Source organism: Lacinutrix sp. C3R15, from assembly GCF_018860825.1.
Classification (GTDB): domain Bacteria; phylum Bacteroidota; class Bacteroidia; order Flavobacteriales; family Flavobacteriaceae; genus Oceanihabitans.
This window is the reverse complement of record NZ_JAHKPZ010000031.1, coordinates 41,241-62,986: the sequence shown is the minus strand read 5'-3', so window position 1 is coordinate 62,986 and position 21,746 is coordinate 41,241. Positions and strand designations below refer to the sequence as shown.

Sequence of the window (21,746 nt, the reverse complement as noted above, 5' to 3'; positions counted from 1 at the left end):
TTAATTTATTAAATTTCATTTTTTAAACATTTTAGTTCATTACCTATTATATTTTTATTTTCTGTAACTATTGAACCCTCAAGATTTTCATCTAAATAAAAGAATATACTTTTTAAAGAGTAATTTTTCAATTCCTTAAAATCTGTATCTGTCAATATATACATTGCATTAGCCAGAATTCTTCCATTCATAGTAATTTGTTTGGAAATAATATTTTCCAATCTCAAACCTTCTGAACTTGTAGTTTGAATGATTAAATCATTTTTTAATTTTTTTGGTGACATATTCATAAATAACACGTTAACACTTAATATATAATCATTCGTATTAACATTTTTATAAATAGCAACCCCTACCTCATAGTTAGAATTTCTAATTATTGGTTTTGGGTTAAAGTACTTTATTGTTACCCCATCTGGACGATTGGTTGTTTTTATATCACATTGCGCATTACTAGTGTAAGCAGATAATGACACGAAGAGTAGAAGAATATATTTCATTTTTTATTGCGTTTTAGTAAGAAATACGCCAACCCAAAAACAATTGCTATTGCAATCAAGTGACCTATAAGTTCTGGTGCTTCGTATTTACCCATAGCTTGAAAAAAGCTTACTAGTGAGCCAATACCACCAACAATTAATAGTATTCCAAAAATTATTTTTAATGTTTTCATAAAGTTTAATTGATTTTAATTTTATTAATATATATAATTTGTTAATTATTATTTTATGGTTTTCCTCAATTGGTCTTTAAAATTGCCAAAGAATAAATTACTCCAAGTAAATACAATAGAGTTTTTGTTTTAGAGTATTTACTATACCTCCAAAAAAGGAAAATGAGTAAAAAGTTTTTTTAATACTAGAAATCGATAATTCCGTAAACAATAGTTTCTTGCGTTTTATGTTTATATTATTTTTTATTATTTGTGTCATTATTTGTATTAGCTTTTTTTAGTAATTTTACAATTGAAATTTTCATATCAACAAATAAAAAAAATATAGTTGCAGTCTATCTGCATTTTTAATATGCCTGTAAACTTAAATGCCCTTATTAGATATAAAACATTAGATAAGTGCTTTAGTAAACGAAGTAGTGTTGCTACTATTGATTATTTAATTGAACAATGCTCTGCTGCATTATATGAAGCTACAGGTAGAAAATCTGGTGTTTCTGAAAGAACAATAAGAAATGATATTAGGATTTTAAGAAGTTCTATTTTAGACTTTAACGCACCTATTATTGTTAAGAATGGGATCTATAGTTATAGTTCAAAAAACTATTCTATTTTTGATAATAATATATCTGACAAAGATTTATTTTTAGATATTCAAGAATTACTTGTAGAAGAGTTTACTAATATATCTAACAAAAACCTACCTTATTTATTAAAAAAATTAACAATGCTAACTAATAAGGAGGTTCCTGATAAATACCTTCCAAAAACTAACGATAAGGACTCTCATATTTTCCAAAAACAAATATCTGTTAGCTATGAAAGTATGCTAGATAATTACATAAATAGACAAAAAGTAAAAAGTAAATTTTGGTCTAAACCACAACCTATAAATTTAAAATGGAATTTAATTTTTGATGCTATTTAATTTCTATTTTTTTTAAGCTTACTATTTAGATCAATCATTTGCTTACTAATATTCTTCTGTACTATTTTACCATAATGAGCCTGTGTGATATTCATATTTGAATGCCCTAATAACTCAGACACAATCTCCATAGGAACATCATTATAAAGCAATACAGTTGTTGCAAAAGTTTTTCTAGCAATATGATGTGTTAACTTTTTATCTATCCCTAAAAGTTCTGAAATCTCCTTTAAATAGGAGTTAAATTTCTGATTAGAAATCACAGGAAGTAAAGTTTCTCTATCCAAGCGACTATACTTATTTAGTATTAATTCAGCCTTACTTAATAGTGGTAATGAAATTACTTTTTGTGTTTTCTGACGTTTAATTTGTATCCACTTATTGCTATCAAAATTTATAATAATATTTTGCTTTTTTAAACTAGACATTTCTTGATAAGCTAACCCTGTGTAGCAACAAAACACAAACATATCTTTTACTTGTTGTAATCTTTTTTGTTTAAATGAATGGTTTTCTAATAAATTTAATTCTTCAACAGTAAGATAAACTATTTGAGTTTTATATTTCTTATTCTTAAATAATGCAAAAGGGTCTCTCTCTAAATAGTTTTCAGCTATAGCAAATTGAATAATTTTCTTTACTCGCTGTATACTCCTATACACCGTAGCCCGTCTTAAATTTAATTCCGTTTTATAGTAATATTCTAAATCCTTTATGAATTTTAAATCCAAGTCATTTAACCTAACATCTTTCTTCTTATAAAATTTAGACATAAAACTAGCCACTTTTCTCCTACTTTCCACATATCTACTCCAAGACAACTCATTAAAATCTACTCCAATAAGTTTTTTGGTCTTTTCATTATGCAAATCATAAGCTCCTAATATGGTAATTTCAGTTTTTACATCTTCGCCTTTATATTTTCTGTAAACATCATCTACATCAAAGTCTTCAGGCAAAATTTGAAGCATTAAAAAAGCCTTATCTATCTGTTGATGAATAAGGCTTAATTTGTTATTTAAAATTGTATTTTCTGAATTAGGTGGTTTAGCTAATTGCTTTCCACTATCCCAATAGCTAGGATTTATGAAAATACCAGTAGAGAATTCTTTTCTGTTTTTTAAATATGTAATTCTACATCTTACTGGGCATTTACCCATTTTATTTATCCTGTTTCTCTGTAAATAAAAGAGTACAGCTAATTTATAATTATTCATAGATTTTGTTTTTTTTAAAATGGTACACCAGAAGAAAATATGGTACACCAGAAAGTACACCTAAATGATGCTATTTGATTAATAATAAGATTGGAATAGTAATATTGAAAAATATGGTGAAGTACTATAAACCCTTACAAAACCATATAAAAACAAAAAAGCTTCACATTTCTGTGAAGCTTTAAGTGAGCCCTTCAGGATTCGAACCTGAGACCGCCTCCTTAGAAGGGAGGTGCTCTATCCAGCTGAGCTAAGAGCCCGTAGATTTTATGTTTCTACGAAAACAATGTCGGGGTGGCAGGATTCGAACCTGCGGCCTCCACGTCCCAAACGTGGCGCGATAACCGGGCTACGCTACACCCCGAAAATGGTTATCAAAAATCAATTTGAAAATTGCGGAGAGACAGGGATTCGAACCCTGGGTAAGTGTTTCCACCTACGACGATTTAGCAAACCGCTCCTTTCGGCCACTCAGGCACCTCTCCAGTAATTTTTTTATGAACTACAGCATTTATTCCTAAACGCGGATGCAAATGTAAGTTATCATCTTGAACCTTACAAGCATTTTTTTCACTTTTTTTAAAAAATTATTCTGGATATTCTATTCTAAGATGGTAAATATTTGCAAGCTTGTGCTTTAGCACTTTTTTAATAGATTGAATTTCTTTAAAAGTAATATTCGCATTTAAAAACTGCTCTGCTTCCATCTGCTTATTGATAATATTTTCTACAAATTTATCAATTTTTGTTGAAGTAGGCTCTTTTAAACTTTTAGAAGCTGCTTCTACACTATCACACATCATTAAAATGGCTGTTTCTTTACTAAAAGGTTTTGGACCAGGATACATAAAGTCTTCTTTGCGTACATCTTCGTTTAAAGCTTTTTCTTTCTTATAAAAATAATATACAAGACTTGTACCATGATGTGTTCTTATAAAATCAATGACACGATCTGGCAGGTTGTTTTTTCTTGCTATTTCTATTCCATCTAATACATGGTCTGTTATAATTGTAGCACTTTCATAAGAAGATAATTCGTCATGCGGATTGATGCCTGTAGATTGATTTTCGGTAAAAAACGTTGGGTTCTTCATTTTTCCAATATCGTGATACAATGCTCCTACGCGAATCAACATAGCATTTGCTCCTATTTCATTTGCTGCTGCTTCAGCTAAATTAGCAACGTTTAACGAATGATGAAATGTTCCTGGTGCTTTGTTTGATAGTTCTTTTAAAAGCTTGGTATTTGTATCTGATAACTCTAAAAGAGATACGTCTGAAACCAACCCAAATAACTTTTCATATACATAAATTAATGGCTGTACAAATAAAGTAGCTAAACCACATAACACAAATAAACCAAAGGTTTCCCAATGTATCGCGTCTACACTTCCTTCGTGTATTACAAAAAAAGCAAAATAAGCAATGATATAAATTAAAGTGATTTGTCCTACAGAAATAAATAAATTAGCACGTTTATACAGTTCTGAAACCGTTAAAATAGTAACAATTCCTGCTATAATTTGCAAAAACATATATTCATAACTATTGGGCACTATTAAGCCTAATAATACAACCGTTATTACATGTGTATACAACCCTAATCTAGAGTCAAAAAAAGCTTTTAATACAAGAGGTAAAATACAAATGGGTATTACATATAGGTATTTAGAGTTATAACTAATAACCAAAGTAGTAATTAGTATTATTAAAATAACATTAAAAAATATAAAGGTCACTTTGGTATTATTATTAAAAACATCTAGTCTGTATTTTCTTAAAAACAGAAGCAACATTAACAAAGCAAGTGCTACTAATAAAGTATAGGCAAAAACTACCCAGTTATAATTTGAAGCAGTCCATACTTGTGATTTATATTCGTTTTTTAAAGACTCTAAAATTTGATATTTCTCCCCTTCTACTACTTCTCCTTTAGATATAATTAAGGTCTCTTTTTCTATACTCCCTCTGGTGTATGCAATATTGTTTAAATCTTCTTGTAAAGCGCTTTCTGTTAAAGATTTATTATACGTTAAATTAGGCTCTACTATATCAAAAAACAATGCTAAAAATTGTGTGTGGTAGTTATTTTGATTATTATCTTTTAATACATTATCTACTAAAGAAGATAGATTTTTTTGTTGTATTAAACTAGAAAAAGGGGCTTGCTTAATGGTAATTTGCTTATTAAGAATAACACTTTTTTTATCTTTAGCAAAAGTGTAGTTTTCATCTAAAACACCATTATCATACAATCTATTAATAATAAGCTCACCTGTTTTAAACAAGCTATTTAGTGTAGTATTAGAAAGCGAATCTGGAAATGTTTTATAAAAACCAACTTTGTAATTAGTTTTAACATTGCTTTCAATGTTTTCATCTAAATTAAAATACAAGCTAGCTTTTTCTTCGGTAAGCCTTTTTTCTTTATTAATTTCTTCCGGAGTTTTTTTTATGGCAAAATTAAAAGGAGCATATAAATTTTCTGATTGCCAAGGTTTACCTTGTTCAAAATTATATTTAAATTTTCCTTGTTTCGGAAACAAATAAACAATAAGTATGGTTGCACTAATAAAAAGCAGCACTTTATAAATTAATGCGTGATTTTTATATAAATTATTAATAAGGTCTTTCATAGAGATAATACTATTTTCAAATGTAATAAAATATCCTTTTTAAATACTTATAAAATGCGAATCGTATTCATTTATGCCAAAAAATGATTAATTTCGCAATAATAAAATTAAAAGCACATAATTATGAGTAAACAAGTAGTAATAGTATCTGCTGCAAGAACACCAATTGGTAGTTTTTTAGGAGCGTTATCTACAGTACCTGCGCCAAAATTAGGAGCAATAGCAATTAAAGGAGCTTTAGATAAAATAAATTTAAAACCAGAAATGGTAGATGAAGTTTTAATGGGTAATGTTGTTCAAGCAGGAACAGGACAGGCTCCAGCAAGGCAAGCTGCTATTTATGCTGGTATTCCAGATAATGTGCCTTGTACTACTATTAATAAAGTTTGTGCTTCTGGTATGAAAACCGTTATGCAAGCTGCACAAGCTATTGCCTTAGGCGATGCCGAAGTTGTGGTTGCTGGAGGTATGGAAAACATGAGTTTAATACCACATTATTTTCATGCAAGAACTGCAACCAAATTTGGTCCTGCAAAAATGGAAGATGGTATGCAACGTGATGGATTAGTAGATGCTTATGACCAAAATGCAATGGGTGTTTGTGCCGATGCCTGTGCCACAGAATATAATTTTTCTAGAGAAGATCAAGATGCTTTTGCTGTACAGTCTTACAACCGTTCTGCTGCTGCTTGGGAAGCTGGAAAATTTGATGAAGAAGTTGTTCCTGTTGAAGTACCGCAAAGACGTGGTGAACCTGTTATTGTTAATAAAGACGAAGAGTTTACCAATGTAAAAATGGATAGAATTCCTACCTTACGTCCTGCTTTTACTAAAGAAGGAACAGTAACAGCTGCTAATGCTTCTACTATTAATGATGGTGCTGGTGCCATGGTTTTAATGAGTAAAGAAAAAGCGGAAGCTTTAGGTTTAAAACCTTTAGCAACTATAAAAAGTTATGCTGATGCTGCTCAAGAACCAAAATGGTTTACAACTTCTCCTTCTAAAGCGTTACCAAAAGCTTTAGATAAAGCTGGGTTAACAATAGATGATGTAGATTATTTTGAGTTTAACGAAGCTTTTTCTGTGGTTGGTTTAGCAAACATGAAAATATTAGGTCTTGAAGATAGTAACGTAAACGTAAATGGTGGTGCTGTTTCTTTAGGACATCCCTTAGGATGCTCTGGAGTACGTATTATTATAACCCTATTAAATGTTTTAAAACAAAACAATGCCAAAATTGGTGCTGCATCTATTTGTAATGGTGGTGGTGGTGCTTCTGCTGTTGTTATTGAACGTTTGTAATAACTATATTTACCCAATAAATAAAACACTAATCAAGATACCTAACATCTCTATTTATTAATGCAATACGGAATTTGTAACTTAAGCATTGTTCCTTTAAGACTTGAACCTTCAGATAAAACCGAACTTGTTTCGCAAGTTTTGTATGGTGATTATTTTAAGGTTTTAGAACAACGTAAATCTTGGAGCAGAATTCGATTAGCATTTGACAAATATGAAGGTTGGATTGATAACAAACAGTATGTAGAAATTACCGAAGAGCAATACTATGGCTTGCATCAAGAATTTCCTATTCTGTCTAATGATTTAATTGAATTTGTTCAAGATAAAGACAAGCAATTATATCCTGTTACTTTAGGTGCTTCGTTAAACGGTTTACATCTTTTAGAACACACTTTTGATGGCTCTAAAATAAATACAATTTGCCCTAAAGAGCATTTAATAAATACCGCATTTTCATTTTTAAATGCTCCATATCTTTGGGGAGGAAAAACACCTTTAGGTATTGATTGTTCTGGATTTACACAAATGGTTTATAAACTTAATGGTTATAAATTATTGCGTGATGCTTCACAACAGGCAACACAAGGTGAAGCTTTAAGCTTTATAGAAGAAAGTGAACCTGGTGACTTAGCATTTTTTGATAATAATGAAGGAGAAATAATACATGTAGGTATTATCATGAAAGATAATTATATTATTCATGCGCATGGCAAAGTACGTATAGATAGAATAGATCATTCAGGTATTTACAATGCAGATAAACGCATGCATACACATAGACTACGAGTAATTAAAAAGATTATATAATTAACAAAAAAAGCCACTTTAAATAAAGTGGCTTTTTTTATATGTAATTGTTATAATTCTTAGTTTTCTATAGAATCAAGCAATGCTTTTATTGCATTTAACTTTTCCGTTTCACCAATAGCACCATAAATATTTAATAGTGTTTTAGCTACTTGAGAATTGTTAGGTTCTACTTCAATAACAGCCTCTAAATAAGGAATTGCACTTTCATATAATCCGGTACGTTTTTCTTTTAACTCATCATAACGAATGTTATCTGCATTAGAAGTACCAAGACCATTCATTTCATCAATTAATGCGTTTTCTTGTCCTAAAATTAATGCTGCCATGTTAGTAAGTGCATTAACATTTTTTGGCTCTAAAGAAATTACTTTATCATAGTATTCTTTAGCTTTTTCAATTTCTCCATTTTCTGAAGCTACAACACCTAAGTTAAATATTAAATCTGTATTTTCTGGATCTAACTGAATGGCTTCCTCAATTAGTTTTTTGTACGTTTCTTTATTACCGTTTTTATACTGTAAGTTCGCTTCAGACAAAATTAAATTAGAGTCTGTTGGGTCCATTTTTCTAGCTTCCTGAACTGCTGCTAATGCTTTTTCAGACTCTCCGTTATTTAAGTAAATAAATGCAAGATTTTTAACTATTTCTGCCGTTTTAGATTCTGAAACTCTTTCTGAAGGTTTTATATGTGAACCAGCTTTAACAAATAAATCTCTTTGTGATTTAGAAAACGCTTCTACTTCTCCTGTTTCTACATTAGTAGCTACATATTGTTTTTCAATTCCTGTATAGCCTAATTCTAATAATTTTTCGTAGTTTTTTATAGCAGAATCATAATCTTTTCCTGTAATAGCACTAGAAGCTGCATAATATAAATACGTAGTATCTGAAGGAATTAATTTATATAATTTTTCAAATCCTTTAACCGCATCTAAATATTGAGCAGATTGGTATTGCTCGTTAGAATCTGTTAAAAGTGTATTAATTAAATTTTGTTTAATTTCTCCTATTTCAACTTTATAAGAATCTTTTACATTATCAAAATTCTCAATTGCTAAATCTATATCTTCATCACTTCCTGCACCATTAGCATAAAATGCTTGACCTTTAAGAAAATAATATTTGTCTTTATATTTATCTTCCATGCCAGAAAGCATTGGGTCTAATTGTTCTAAAAGAGATTTAGCTACAGAAAAGTCATTATTTTTAACAGCTTTTTCTACAGTCTTAAGCTCTTTTTTTTGTGCAAAAGTAAATACACTAAACGCTAGTGCTAAAGCTACAATTACTTGTTTTTTCATTTTTTAAATTTGTTTTATTGTTCGTTTTATTTATTCTTCTTCACTAGTATCAAGAGTTATGCCATCTTCATTATCATCAGTAGGAGTAATAACTTCTGGAACTATTACATTTCCTTCTTCATCTAATTCTACTTCTTCTTCATCTTGCATTACTTTTGCAACTGCTGCAATAGAGTCATTTCCTTTTAGATTAATAAGTTTAACTCCTTGTGTTGCTCTACCCATTACTCTTAAATCTTTAACAGCCATTCTAATAGCAATACCTGATTTATTAATAATCATTAAGTCATCAGAATCTGTTACATTCTTGATTGCTACTAAGTTACCTGTTTTTTCTGTAATAGAAATAGTTTTTACACCTTTTCCTCCTCTATTGGTAATTCTGTAGTCTTCTAAGCTAGAACGTTTACCATAACCGTTTTCAGAAACCACAAGAATATTGCTTTCCATATCGTTTACAGCAATCATACCTATTACTTCGTCTGTTTTTTCGTCTTGTAATCTTATACCACGTACACCAGATGCGTTTCTTCCCATTGGTCTAGTTTTGGCTTCTTCAAAACGAATTGCTTTACCAGATTTAAGCGCTAACATTACCTGGCTTTCACCTGTAGTAAGTTTAGCTTCTAGTAATTCGTCATCCTCCTTAATAGTAATCGCATTAATACCATTAGTTCTTGGTCTAGAATATTGCTCTAAAGAGGTTTTTTTAACCTGACCTTTTTTGGTAGCCATGATTACATAATTACTATTAATGTACTCTTCGTCTTTTAAATCTTGGGTACAAATAAAGGCCATTACCTTATCATCTTGCTCAATATTTATAAGATTTTGTATTGCTCTACCTTTAGAGGTTTTACTTCCTTCAGGAATTTCATAAACACGCATCCAGAAACATTTTCCTTTTTGTGTAAAGAATAACATGTATTGGTGGTTTGTACCAACAAATAGGTGTTCTAAGAAATCTTCATTTCTTGTAGTTGATGCTTTTTGCCCAACTCCTCCTCTATTTTGTGTTTTGTATTCTGTAAGTGATGTACGTTTAATATAACCTGCATGCGAAATAGTAATTACTACTTTTTCATTAGGTATCATATCTTCAATGCTTAAGTCTCCTCCTGCATATTCAATAACCGAACGACGTGCATCTCCATATTTATCTTTTACTACTTGAAGTTCCTCTTTAATGATATCCATTCTACGTTCTTTCTTATCAAGAATGTCTTTAAGGTCTTCAATAGTTTTCATGATCTCTTCATACTCACTACGCAGTTTGTCTTGCTCTAAGCCTGTTAATTGGCGCAGACGCATTTCTACAATTGCTTTTGCTTGTATTTCTGAAAGTTTAAAACGCTCTATTAAATTAGTTCTAGCTTCATCTGCGTTAGAAGATGCACGAATAATTGCAATTACTTCATCTATATTATCAGAAGCGATAATTAAACCTTCTAATATATGTGCTCTTTCTTCTGCTTTACGCAACTCATAAGTAGTTCTTCTTACTACTACATCATGCCTGTGCTCTACAAAATAATGAATCAATTCTTTAAGATTCAATAATTGCGGTCTACCATCTACTAAAGCAATATTGTTTACACTAAACGATGATTGTAAAGCAGTATACTTGTATAATTTATTAAGTACAATGTTTGGTATTGCATCTCGTTTTAAAACGTAAACAATACGCATTCCGTTTCTGTCTGATTCATCTCTAATAGTAGAGATACCTTCTAGTTTTTTATCATTTACCAAGTCTGCAGTTTTCTTAATCATATCTGCTTTATTGACTTGATACGGAATTTCTGTTACAACAACACATTCTCTACCATGAACTTCTTCAATATTGGCATTACCACGCATAACAATACGCCCTCTACCAGTATGAAAAGCTTCTTTTACGCCATCATAGCCATAAATAGTTCCTCCTGTAGGAAAATCTGGAGCTTTAATGTGCTGTATCAGTTCATCAATTTCTATATCATTATTTTCTATGTAAGCAATAGTACCATCTACAACTTCTGTTAAGTTGTGTGGAGGCATGTTAGTTGCCATACCTACTGCAATACCAGATGCTCCGTTTACCAATAACCCAGGAATACGCGTTGGTAAAACGGTTGGTTCTTCTAGAGTATCATCAAAGTTTAATTTATGGTCTACCGTTTCTTTGTCAATATCTGCCAACATGTCTTCAGATATTTTACGCATTCTCGCCTCTGTATAACGCATTGCTGCAGGACTATCTCCATCTACAGAACCAAAGTTTCCTTGACCATCTACTAACATGTAACGCAAACTCCATTCTTGAGCCATACGTACCATTGCATCATAAACCGAAGTATCTCCATGCGGATGATACTTACCTAAAACTTCACCAACTATTCTTGCAGATTTTTTATGTGCACTACTTGCTCTAACACCTAATTCATGCATACCGTAAAGTACACGTCTATGCACAGGCTTTAAACCATCTCTTACGTCTGGTAAAGCACGTGACACAATGACTGACATAGAATAATCTATGTAAGCCGATTTCATTTCATCTTCAATGTTAATAGGAATGAGTTTTTCTCCTTCTGCCATATATATAAAATATTAAATTATTTTCTTGTTTTCAAAACACGCTAATATAAAACTTTCATTAGTCATAGTAAGACTTTCAATCGTATTTTTTAAGACTTTTTATTAACAATTTAGATTACTTTATTAGTTAATAAGTAAGCTGTTAATTATTTTGATTTTATAAACTTTTTTTCGTCTATTAGCATATATCCTATAATTTAAGGTATAGTTTTTGATTTTAGTAATAGGATTTTAGTATTTTTAATGAAGAAAGGAACAATTTATGGATGATAATTTTTCACCAAGAGTAAAAGATGTAATTGCATTTAGTAAAGAAGAAGCACTGCGCTTAGGCCATGATTTTATTGGTACTGAGCACCTAATGCTTGGTTTATTAAGAGATGGTAATGGTAAAGCTATTAATATTTTAAATGCATTAGAAATTGACTTAAACCATTTAAGACGTAAAGTCGAAATTTTAAGCCCAGCAAATCCTAGTGTAGCAGTAGTTTCTAATGAAAAACGAAACTTACATCTTACAAGACAAGCAGAACGTGCTTTAAAAACAACTTTTTTAGAAGCAAAATTATTTCAAAGTACGTCTATCAATACAGCACATTTATTATTGTGTATTTTAAGAAATGAAAATGATCCTACTACCAAACTTTTAAACAAGCTTAAAGTGGATTATGATAATGTTAAAGAACAATTTAAACTTATGATTACAAACGATGATAACTATATAGAACCAAAATCAGAATTTCCTGATGAAGATACTTCTTCTTCTGAAGATGCGTCTAAAGACATATTTAATACGCCTACTAGTAAATCTAACAAAAAATCTAAAACGCCTGTGCTAGATAATTTTGGTAGAGATTTAACAGCTATGGCAGAAGAAGGAAAACTAGATCCTGTGGTTGGTCGCGAAAAAGAAATTGAGCGTGTCTCACAAATCCTAAGTCGTAGAAAGAAAAACAACCCATTGCTAATTGGTGAACCTGGAGTAGGTAAATCTGCAATTGCAGAAGGTTTAGCCAATAGAATTGTAAGCAAAAAAGTATCGCGTATTCTTTTTAATAAACGCGTAGTAACTCTTGATTTAGCAAGCTTAGTTGCAGGTACTAAATACAGAGGACAGTTTGAAGAACGCATGAAAGCCGTTATGAATGAATTAGAAAAGAATGATGATATTATTCTTTTTATAGACGAAATTCATACCATTGTTGGTGCTGGTGGTGCAACAGGAAGTTTAGATGCTTCTAATATGTTTAAACCAGCTTTAGCAAGAGGAGAAATACAATGTATAGGTGCTACTACTTTAGATGAGTATAGACAATACATAGAAAAAGATGGTGCTTTAGAACGTCGTTTTCAAAAAGTAATTGTAGAGCCTACTACTGTAGAAGAAACTATTGAAATTCTTAATAATATTAAAAGTAAATACGAAGAACACCACAATGTAGAATATACTCCTGAAGCTATTGAAGCATGTGTGAAGCTTACCAGTAGATACATGACAGAACGTTTTTTACCAGACAAAGCTATTGATGCTTTAGATGAAGCTGGTTCTCGTGTACACATTACTAACATAGAAGTACCTAAACAAATTCTAGAATTAGAAAAACAACTAGAAGCTGTAAAGGAAACCAAATCTTCTGTTGTTAAAAAACAAAAATACGAAGAAGCTGCAAAGTTACGTGATGACGAAAAACGCATTGAAAAAGACCTAGCCATTGCTCAAGAAAAATGGGAAGAAGACACCAAATTACATCGTGAAATTGTAAACGAAGAAAACGTTGCAGATGTAGTTTCAATGATGACTGGAGTGCCTGTAAATAGAATTGCACAAACAGAAAGCAATAAATTAGCCCAATTACCAGAGCTTATAAAAGGTAAAGTAATTGGTCAAGACGAAGCTGTTGCAAAAGTTGTTAAAGCAATACAACGTAATCGCGCAGGACTTAAAGACCCTAATAAACCAATTGGTTCTTTTATATTTTTAGGACAAACAGGTGTTGGTAAAACCCAATTAGCTAAAGTTTTAGCTAAAGAATTATTTGATAGCGAAGATTCTTTAATTAGAATTGATATGAGTGAATACATGGAAAAATTTGCTATTTCTAGACTTGTTGGTGCTCCTCCAGGATACGTTGGTTATGAAGAAGGAGGACAACTTACAGAAAAAGTAAGACGTAAACCTTACGCTGTGGTTTTATTAGACGAAATTGAAAAAGCACATCCTGATGTATTTAATATGATGCTTCAAGTACTTGATGATGGTTACCTAACAGATAGTCTTGGCAGAAAAATAGATTTTAGAAATGCCATTATTATAATGACATCTAATATTGGTGCTCGTAGACTCAAAGATTTTGGGTCTGGTGTTGGTTTTGGTACTGCATCACAAAAAGCACAAGAAGACGCTAATGCTAAAAGTGTAATTCAAAATGCGCTTAAAAAAGCTTTTGCTCCAGAATTTTTAAATAGAATTGATGATGTAGTTGTATTTAATGCGCTTGAAAAAGAAGACATTAATAAAATTATAGATATTGAATTAGAAAAACTACTATTAAGAATTAAAGGACTTGGCTATATTTTAAAATTAAGCAAAGCTGCAAAAGAATATATAGCAGATAAAGGTTTTGATAAACAATATGGAGCAAGACCATTAAAACGTGCTATACAAAAGTATGTTGAAGACACTTTAGCTGAAGAAATTATTACTTCTAAACTTGAAGAAGGAGATAAAATAACGATGGATTTAGACAAAGACACTAATGAGTTAATTGTAAAAATAGAAAAAGCGGAAAAGCCAACAGAATCTTAATCTGTTTTTTTAACAACTATAAAGAGGTTAATTATTTGTAGTTAACCTCTTTTTTTTATATTATATAGTACCTTTTTATTAAAATGCCTAAAAAAGAAATGCCTAAAGTAGCACATATTGATATTGGTGTAGGATATGTTAATATCCATGAAAATTATTTGATAATGGAGATAAATCCAGACATAACTTTAACCGTTAAAGACAACGAAATACTTTTAAACTTAGTAGAAACATTTTATAAAGATAAAAATTTTGTGTACATCAGTAATCGTGAAAACTCATACGCTATTGACCCTATTGTATATTTTGAAGTTCAAAAAATAAAAAACTTAATAGGACTAGCTATTGTTTCAAAAAAGGAAATAACAAAATTCAATGCCTCTGTAGAAAAGCATTTTTTTAGTAAACCTTTTGAAATATTTAATAACCTAGACGAAGCTACTTCTTGGGCAAATAATCTTTATGCAGAACACAGCTAAACCCCATAATTATTTAAAAACAACTCTTCAATTTCTATATCAACATCATTTAAAAATGCAATAGACGCTTCTATATCATCATGCAATACTCTATCTTTTTTTACATAAGAAACTTCTTTTCGGTATAACTCTAAAAAAGACTCTAAAAAAGGAGATGTTTTTAAAGGGTTTCTAAAAGCAATAGCCTGACTTGCATTCATTAGTTCTATAGCTATTACACGATCTACATTTTTAATTAATCGATATGCTTGGGTTGCAGCATTTGCACCCATACTTACGTGGTCTTCTTGCCCATTACTAGAAACAATACTATCTACACTTGCAGGTGTTGCTAATTGCTTGTTAGCACTTACAATACTTGCTGCTGTGTATTGCGGAATCATAAATCCGGAATTTAAACCAGGATTATCTACTAAAAAGGCTGGTAATCCTCTTAAACCAGATACCAATTGAAATACGCGTCGTTCTGAAATATTACCTATTTCTGCCATTGCTATTTTTAAATAATCTAAGGCTAAGGCTAATGGTTGTCCATGAAAATTTCCACCAGAAATAATTAAATCTTCTTCCGGAAAAATATTAGGATTATCTGTAACCGAATTAATTTCAGTTAAAATCACTTTTTCAACAAAATCTAAAGTATCTTTAGTTGCACCATGTACTTGTGGTATGCATCTAAATGAATAGGGATCTTGTACATGTTTCTTTTCTCTGGCAATTAAGGCACTTCCTTTTAAAAATTCATTAAAACGTCTGGCAACTTTTAACTGTCCTGCATGCGGACGTACTTGATGTACTAAATCATGAAATGGCTCTATTCTTCCATCAAAGGCATCTAAAGAAATACTTGCTATAACATCTGCTAAATACGATGTTTTATGAGACATTAATAAAAGATACACACCATAAGCACTCATAAATTGTGTTCCGTTTAAAAGAGCTAATCCTTCTTTAGCTTCTAATTTTATAGGTTGCCAATCAAACTTTTCTAATATTTCACTTGCTTGTAATTCTTCATTATCATGTACTACTTTTCCTTTTCCTAATAATGGTAAAGCCAAATGTGCCAAAGGTGCTAAATCACCAGAAGCACCTAATGAACCTTGTGTAAATACAAACGGAAAAACATCATTATTAAAAAAGTCTATTAAGCGGTTTACTGTTGCTAGTTGCACACCACTATGCCCATAACTTAAAGATTGTATTTTTAAAAGCAACATCACTTTTACAACACTTTCTGGCACACGTTCCCCTGTTCCGCAAGCATGTGACATTACTAAATTTTCTTGTAGTTGCGTTAAATCTTTTTTAGAAATCTCTACATTATATAAACTACCAAAACCAGTATTTATACCATAAAAAGGCTTTTCTGCCTCACTTAATTTAGTGTCTAAATATTTTTTACAGTTTACTATTTTTTGAATAGAATCTTCAGACAATTTTAATTTCTTATTGTCTTTAAAAATATTATAAATAGTTACTATGTCTAGCTTTTCTGATGATATATAATGATATGTGCTCATGCTTTTTTTTAAGTGATTCAAAAATGATAATTCAAAATTAGTTATGCAACTATTGTTAATAATTTATTACATGCTTTACTAAATAATTATTCCTATTTTTGAAAACAAGAAAGTATAGCTGTATAAAAAAAGAAAGCCAAAACTAATCTTTAGTACAAGATTTTTTTATGCAAATTATATAAATAGAAAACCCAAAAAGAACACCATGAAAAAATTATTAATTGCCTTATGCGCAATAAGCATAGTTGCTTGCCAAGAAGAACCTAAAGATTTTGTAACCTTTTCAGGAAAAATCACAGATAAAAATAGCGATTCTATTATTTTAAGATCTAAAAAGTACACAAAAACCATTAAGGTTAATGAAGATGGTACATTTAGTGACACCTTAAAGGTTGCAACAGGTATATATAATTTTTATGATGGTGGTGAAAGCACCAATGTGTACTTAAAAAATGGATATGATCTTAGTATGACATTAGATACCAAAATGTTTGATGAAACCATTAGCTATACAGGAATAGGAGATAAAACAAATAATTACTTAGCTAAAAAAGCTTTATTTGAAGAAACACTCTTCCCTCCTAGTCTTTTTGATTTTGAAAAAGAAAACTTCAAAAAAACCATTTCAGAAATTAATACAAAGCGTAAAGCTTTTTTAGAGGAAAACAAAGATATAGATCCTGAATTTTACCTTACTGAAAAAGAAGATGTAGATGGTTTTGAACAAAAAATGTTAGGTTATTTTGAAAAAAATATAGAAAGAGCTAAAGCTAGAGCTGAAGAATTTGCCGCTTTTATAGATAAACCTTCTCCTGTTTTTGAAAATTATGAAAACCAAAAAGGAGGTACAACGTCTTTAGAAGACCTAAAAGGCAATTATGTATATATAGATGTATGGGCAACTTGGTGTGGACCATGTTTAGCAGAACTTCCAGCCTTAAAACAAGCAGAATTAGACTACCATGATAAAAAAGTGTCTTTTGTAAGTATTTCTGTTGACGACGGTAGAGGTTATAAAAACAGATCTTTTGAAGCTGCTAAAAAAGGTTGGAGTAAAATGATTGATGAAAAAGAAATGGGAGGCATTCAATTACTTTCTGATAAGAACTGGAAATCAGATTTTATAACTGCTTTTAAAATTAATAGCATTCCTAGATTTATATTAATAGATCCTAATGGTGTGGTTGTTAATGCAGATGCACCTAGACCTTCTAGCCCTAAATTTAAAGAGTTATTTTCTTCTTTATCTTTATAATAAAAAAAAGCCACTCTAAAATAACTTAGTTAAGTCATTCTGTAGAGTGGCTTTTTTTTTATTTCTTTATCTGTCTTTATCTTTTATTCCTTTTTATTTGGCTCTGCTTCCTCTTCTACTTGTGGTTGTTCTGGTTGCTTAAATAAATCAATATAAGCTTCGCCTAAAGTTTCAATTACATGACTTGCAATTAAACTTTGATAGCCTAAACCTTCAACTGCAATATCTGCAGATTTTCCGTGTAAATAAATAGCAAAAAGTGTGGCTACTAATGGTTCATATCCTTGAGCAATTAATCCTGTAATAACACCTGTAAGCACATCTCCTGTTCCTGCAGTTGCTAATCCTGGATTTCCTGTTGTATTTACATACCCTTTGTCTTGATAAATAGTAATGGTATTTGCGCCTTTTATTACAATAATAAGGTTATACTTTTTTGAAAGTGCTTTTGTTTTTTCTAATTTATCAAAATCACCATCCCATTTTCCTATTAATCGTTCTAATTCTTTAGGATGTGGTGTTAAAACCGTTTGTTCTGGTAGTAACTTTAATAATTCCTTCTTTTTAGCAAGAATATTTATTCCGTCAGCATCAATTACTAATGCTGTGTTATTAGACTTTAAAAAGCTTTCAAAAGCAGTAATTGTTTTAGTTTCTGTACCAACTCCTACTCCAAAAGCAATTACATTAGGTTGTATATTAAACTCGATATTGGTAAGTATTTCTTCGTTAGTATCTGTAAGTACCATAGCTTCAGGAAATGAAGATTGTAAAGCTGTATAGCCACATTTTGGCACATAAGCAGTTACCAAACCTGCTCCAGAAGATAATGCTGCTCTACTTGCTAATGTAACAGCTCCTATTTTACCATAACTTCCTCCTACTAATAATGCATGACCATAGCTTCCTTTATTAGTAAATTTTTCTCGTGGTTGGTACACAGGAAGCATTTCCATTTTACCTATTAATTCATAGTCTGTTGGTGTGGTATGTAAATATTCGGTATCAATACCAATATCTAAAACTTCCCATTGTACGGTATATTTTGCTGTATCTGGTAAAAAGAAAATTAATTTTGGGGTTTGAAAACTTAAAGTATGTGTTGCCCAAACAACATCTTTATCACTTTCTGGTACTTGATCTGGATATAAACCAGAAGGCAAATCTATAGCTAATGTAAATGCTTTAGATGCTTTTAAATGTTGAAACAGTGTTTTTACCCAATCTACAACAGGTCTGTTTAAACCAATACCAAAAATGGCATCTACAATAATATCATCTTGTTTAATTTCTGGAAGTTCGTTGGCATCTGTTAATAATAAAGGCCAATCTTTAGATACATTTTTAATTCTATCATAATTAATTAAAAAATCTTTAGATCGTGTGTCGCTATAATTTACCACATACATTTTTACATTATAACCATAAGTAATTAAATGCCTTCCTAGCACTAAACCATCTCCACCATTATTTCCTATACCACAAAAAACGTGAATAGGTACTTGTGCACCTTGCATACGTAAATGCATCCAATTAAAAATTTGGGTTGCGGCACGTTCCATTAAATCTGTAGAAGTAATTTCTTGCTTTTTAGCAGTTAGTTTATCTCCTTCGTAAATTTGCTCTTTCGAAAATATTTTCATTTTAATAATTATCTGTATCTTATTTTACTAATTCCTTAAAAATAGCGTTTTAATATTTTTTTAGAAGTAAATGTAATACTTTTGAAACGTATTATAAAACTTAAATAATCTAAGTAAAAACCAATGAAAGTATTAAAATTTGGAGGAACTTCTGTAGGTAGTTCTACAAACATCAATAAAGTGATAAGCATTTTAGAAAACTATTCTAAAAAAGATGCCATTATATGCGTAGTTTCAGCTGTTGGTGGTATTACAGATAGGTTATTAAAAGCTGGTGAATTAGCAAATAATAAAGACAAAGCATATACTAAAGAATTTGAAGCAATTCAAAATTCTCATTTTAGTATTATAACCGAGTTGGTTCCTAAGCAAAATAAGGCAATAATTAGTCATGTAGAAAATATGCTACAAGATTTAAAAAGCTTATTAGATGGAATTTACTTAATTAATGAGCTGTCACCTAAAACTTCTGACAAATTAGTAAGTTTTGGCGAATTATTGTCTTCTTATATTATTGCCGAAACTTTAAAAAGCAGAAGTATTAATGCGCAGCTAAAAAACAGTCAGGAGCTTGTTGTCACTAATTCTAATTTCACTAAAGCTGAAGTAGAATATGATACTACAAATAAAAATATTAAAGACTATTTTAATACAGCAAATCAAAAAATAACCATACTTCCTGGTTTTGTTTCTAAATCTAAATTAGGCGAAATAACTACACTTGGTCGTGGTGGTTCAGACTTTACTGCTGCAATAATTGCCGCTGCTTTACAGGTAGAGCAATTAGAAATATGGACAGACGTTAGTGGTATGTTTACTGCAAACCCTAAGTTGGTAAAACAAGCTTTTCCTATAGACAAAATTTCATATCAAGAAGCTATGGAGTTGTCACACTTTGGAGCCAAAGTATTGTATCCTCCAACAGTGCAACCTGTTTTAAATTTAAATATTCCTATTCATATAAAAAACACGTTAAAACCAGAAGAAACAGGTACTGTTATTTCTAAAAATGCTTCCGCAGGAAATTCTCCAATAAAAGGGATAAGCCATATTAGTAATATTGCTTTACTAACCCTTGAAGGTAGCGGAATGATTGGTATTCCTGGTTTTTCTAAACGTTTGTTTGAAACGCTAGCACAAGAAAAAATAAACATTGTACTAATCACACAGGCATCATCAGAGCACTCTATTTGTTTAGGTATTGAAACTAAAGATGCTGAAACTGCTAAAGAAGCTATAGATACCGTTTTTGAAAACGAAATATCCTTACATAAAATAGAACCTTTAGTGGTAGAAAAAGACCTGTCTATTATTGCTCTTGTTGGTGATAATATGAAAAGTCATCAAGGTATTAGCGGAAAAATGTTTAGTGCACTTGGTAAAAATAATATTAATATAAGAGCGATTGCTCAAGGTGCATCAGAAAAAAATATCTCTGCTGTAATAGCAGATAAAGATGTAAAAAAAGCATTAAATACCTTACATGAACGCTTTTTTGAAGAAAACACAAAACAGTTAAATGTATTTATTACAGGTGTTGGTAATGTTGGCGAAAAGCTAATAGACCAAATTCAGCAACAACATACATTCTTAAAAAAGAATCTTAAAATTGACGTTAGAATTGTTGGAATGGCAAATTCTAAAAAAATGATTTTTAACGAAAAAGGTATCGATTTAAAAAATTGGGCAACTCAATTTCATCATGCTGAAACATCAAGCTTACAAGGCTTTTTAAATAAAGTAATATCCCTAAATTTACGTAATAGTATTTTTGTAGATATCACTGCTAGTGAAGCTGTTTCTAAATTATATGCAGACTATCTTAAAAACAGTATTGCTGTTGTTGCATGTAATAAAATTGCATGTTCTAGTGTCTATGAAAACTATAAAAAACTACAAGACTTATCGCTAAAATATAATGCTCCTTTTTTATATGAAACTAATGTTGGTGCAGGGTTACCAATTATAAGTACCTTAAAAAACTTAGTAGCATCTGGAGATAAAGTAGTTAGTATACAAGCGGTTTTATCTGGAAGTTTAAATTTTGTTTTTAATAACTTTAATGATAAAAAGAACTTTCATGATACTGTAAAACAAGCACAATTTGAAGGGTATACAGAACCTGATCCTAGAATTGATTTAAGCGGTATTGATGTAGCCAGAAAAATATTAATTCTTGCTCGTGAAAATGGTGGTAAAATTGAAATTGAAGATATTAAAAACGATTCTTTTTTAACCAAAGCAAATTTAGAAAGTGATTCTGTAGATGATTTTTACGAAACTTTAATAGCAGATGAACCACACTTTCAAAAACTATATGCTTCTGCAAAAGCAAATAACTGTCAATTAAAATATGTTGCAGAATACAATAAAGGAAAAGCTAAAGTTGGTTTAAAAGAAATTCCTGAAGGACACCCTTTTTACAACCTTGAAGGAAAAGATAATATTGTAATGTTTTACACGCAACGCTATCCAGAACAACCCTTAATTGTTAAAGGAGCTGGAGCTGGTGCAGACGTAACTGCTTCTGGTTTATTTGCAGATATTATTCAAATTGCTAATAAATAAAAACTAAGAATAAAGAAAAGAG

15 protein-coding genes and 3 tRNA genes are annotated in these 21,746 nt (G+C 30.6%); 7 read left to right on the top strand and 11 right to left on the bottom strand.

Features of this window, described 5'->3' with window-relative positions:
- Window positions 1–8: 8 nt before the first annotated feature.
- Window positions 9–500 carry a hypothetical protein gene (locus KO494_RS11455; RefSeq protein WP_215967746.1) on the bottom strand — a complete coding sequence of 164 codons (492 nt, stop codon included), beginning with the start codon at window positions 498–500 and terminating at the stop codon, window positions 9–11.
- On the bottom strand, window positions 497–673 hold the full coding sequence (locus KO494_RS11450; RefSeq protein WP_215967745.1) for a hypothetical protein: 177 nt from the start codon (window positions 671–673) through the stop codon (window positions 497–499). The genes KO494_RS11455 and KO494_RS11450 overlap by 4 nt, the downstream gene beginning before the upstream one ends.
- 352 nt (window positions 674–1,025) lie before the next feature.
- On the opposite strand from KO494_RS11450, the gene KO494_RS11445 reads away from it, so the two are divergent.
- On the top strand, window positions 1,026–1,601 hold the full coding sequence (locus KO494_RS11445; RefSeq protein ID WP_215967744.1) for a hypothetical protein: 576 nt from the start codon (window positions 1,026–1,028) through the stop codon (window positions 1,599–1,601).
- Here KO494_RS11445 and KO494_RS11440 read toward each other — a convergent pair.
- The 5 genes from KO494_RS11440 to KO494_RS11420 form a co-directional block, all read right to left on the bottom strand.
- Window positions 1,598–2,818, bottom strand: a complete 1,221-nt coding sequence (locus tag KO494_RS11440; RefSeq protein WP_215967743.1) for a site-specific integrase — start codon at window positions 2,816–2,818, stop codon at window positions 1,598–1,600. The two genes, KO494_RS11445 and KO494_RS11440, sit on opposite strands and share 4 nt — an antisense overlap.
- 186 nt (window positions 2,819–3,004) lie before the next feature.
- A tRNA-Arg gene (locus KO494_RS11435) sits at window positions 3,005–3,078 on the bottom strand.
- 29 nt (window positions 3,079–3,107) lie between these two features.
- Window positions 3,108–3,182: transfer RNA gene (locus KO494_RS11430), tRNA-Pro, on the bottom strand.
- Between the two features lie 32 nt (window positions 3,183–3,214).
- Window positions 3,215–3,303 (bottom strand) — tRNA-Ser (locus KO494_RS11425).
- Between the two features lie 102 nt (window positions 3,304–3,405).
- Window positions 3,406–5,454, bottom strand: a complete 2,049-nt coding sequence (locus tag KO494_RS11420; RefSeq protein ID WP_215967742.1) for an HD family phosphohydrolase — start codon at window positions 5,452–5,454, stop codon at window positions 3,406–3,408.
- Window positions 5,455–5,577: 123 nt separating this feature from the next.
- Here KO494_RS11420 and KO494_RS11415 point away from each other — a divergent pair, with 123 nt between their 5' ends.
- Both KO494_RS11415 and KO494_RS11410 read left to right on the top strand, forming a co-directional pair.
- Window positions 5,578–6,756 (top strand): acetyl-CoA C-acyltransferase, encoded by a 1,179-nt coding sequence (locus KO494_RS11415; RefSeq protein ID WP_215967741.1) that lies wholly within the window; start codon window positions 5,578–5,580, stop codon window positions 6,754–6,756.
- Window positions 6,757–6,816: 60 nt separating this feature from the next.
- Entirely contained in the window at window positions 6,817–7,566 is a 750-nt protein-coding gene (locus KO494_RS11410) for a C40 family peptidase (protein WP_215967740.1), read from the top strand.
- A 59-nt stretch (window positions 7,567–7,625) separates the two neighbouring features.
- On the opposite strand, the gene KO494_RS11405 is transcribed toward KO494_RS11410, so the two are convergent.
- Window positions 7,626–8,870, bottom strand: a complete 1,245-nt coding sequence (locus KO494_RS11405; RefSeq protein WP_215967739.1) for a lipopolysaccharide assembly protein LapB — start codon at window positions 8,868–8,870, stop codon at window positions 7,626–7,628.
- Window positions 8,871–8,900: 30 nt separating this feature from the next.
- Window positions 8,901–11,450, bottom strand: a complete 2,550-nt coding sequence (gene gyrA / locus KO494_RS11400) for a DNA gyrase subunit A (RefSeq protein ID WP_215967738.1) — start codon at window positions 11,448–11,450, stop codon at window positions 8,901–8,903.
- A 262-nt stretch (window positions 11,451–11,712) separates the two neighbouring features.
- On the opposite strand from gyrA, the gene KO494_RS11395 reads away from it, so the two are divergent.
- Window positions 11,713–14,256: an ATP-dependent Clp protease ATP-binding subunit gene (locus KO494_RS11395; protein WP_215967737.1), complete on the top strand. Its 2,544-nt coding sequence runs from the start codon at window positions 11,713–11,715 to the stop codon at window positions 14,254–14,256.
- Window positions 14,257–14,339: 83 nt separating this feature from the next.
- Window positions 14,340–14,735, top strand: a complete 396-nt coding sequence (locus tag KO494_RS11390) for a hypothetical protein (RefSeq protein WP_215967736.1) — start codon at window positions 14,340–14,342, stop codon at window positions 14,733–14,735.
- Here KO494_RS11390 and hutH read toward each other — a convergent pair.
- Window positions 14,732–16,258 carry a histidine ammonia-lyase gene (gene hutH / locus KO494_RS11385; RefSeq protein WP_215967735.1) on the bottom strand — a complete coding sequence of 509 codons (1,527 nt, stop codon included), beginning with the start codon at window positions 16,256–16,258 and terminating at the stop codon, window positions 14,732–14,734. The two genes, KO494_RS11390 and hutH, sit on opposite strands and share 4 nt — an antisense overlap.
- A gap of 205 nt (window positions 16,259–16,463) precedes the next feature.
- Between hutH and KO494_RS11380 the strand changes: the two genes are divergently transcribed.
- Window positions 16,464–17,513 (top strand): TlpA disulfide reductase family protein, encoded by a 1,050-nt coding sequence (locus KO494_RS11380; protein ID WP_215967734.1) that lies wholly within the window; start codon window positions 16,464–16,466, stop codon window positions 17,511–17,513.
- An 83-nt stretch (window positions 17,514–17,596) separates the two neighbouring features.
- Here the strand turns inward: KO494_RS11380 and KO494_RS11375 are convergent, their stop codons facing one another.
- The gene (locus KO494_RS11375; RefSeq protein WP_215967733.1) at window positions 17,597–19,156 is read right to left on the bottom strand and encodes an NAD(P)H-hydrate dehydratase; all 1,560 of its coding nucleotides are present in this window, start codon (window positions 19,154–19,156) and stop codon (window positions 17,597–17,599) included.
- 123 nt (window positions 19,157–19,279) lie between these two features.
- On the opposite strand from KO494_RS11375, the gene thrA reads away from it, so the two are divergent.
- The gene (gene thrA / locus KO494_RS11370) at window positions 19,280–21,724 is read left to right on the top strand and encodes a bifunctional aspartate kinase/homoserine dehydrogenase I (protein ID WP_215967732.1); all 2,445 of its coding nucleotides are present in this window, start codon (window positions 19,280–19,282) and stop codon (window positions 21,722–21,724) included.
- Window positions 21,725–21,746: the final 22 nt, after the last annotated feature.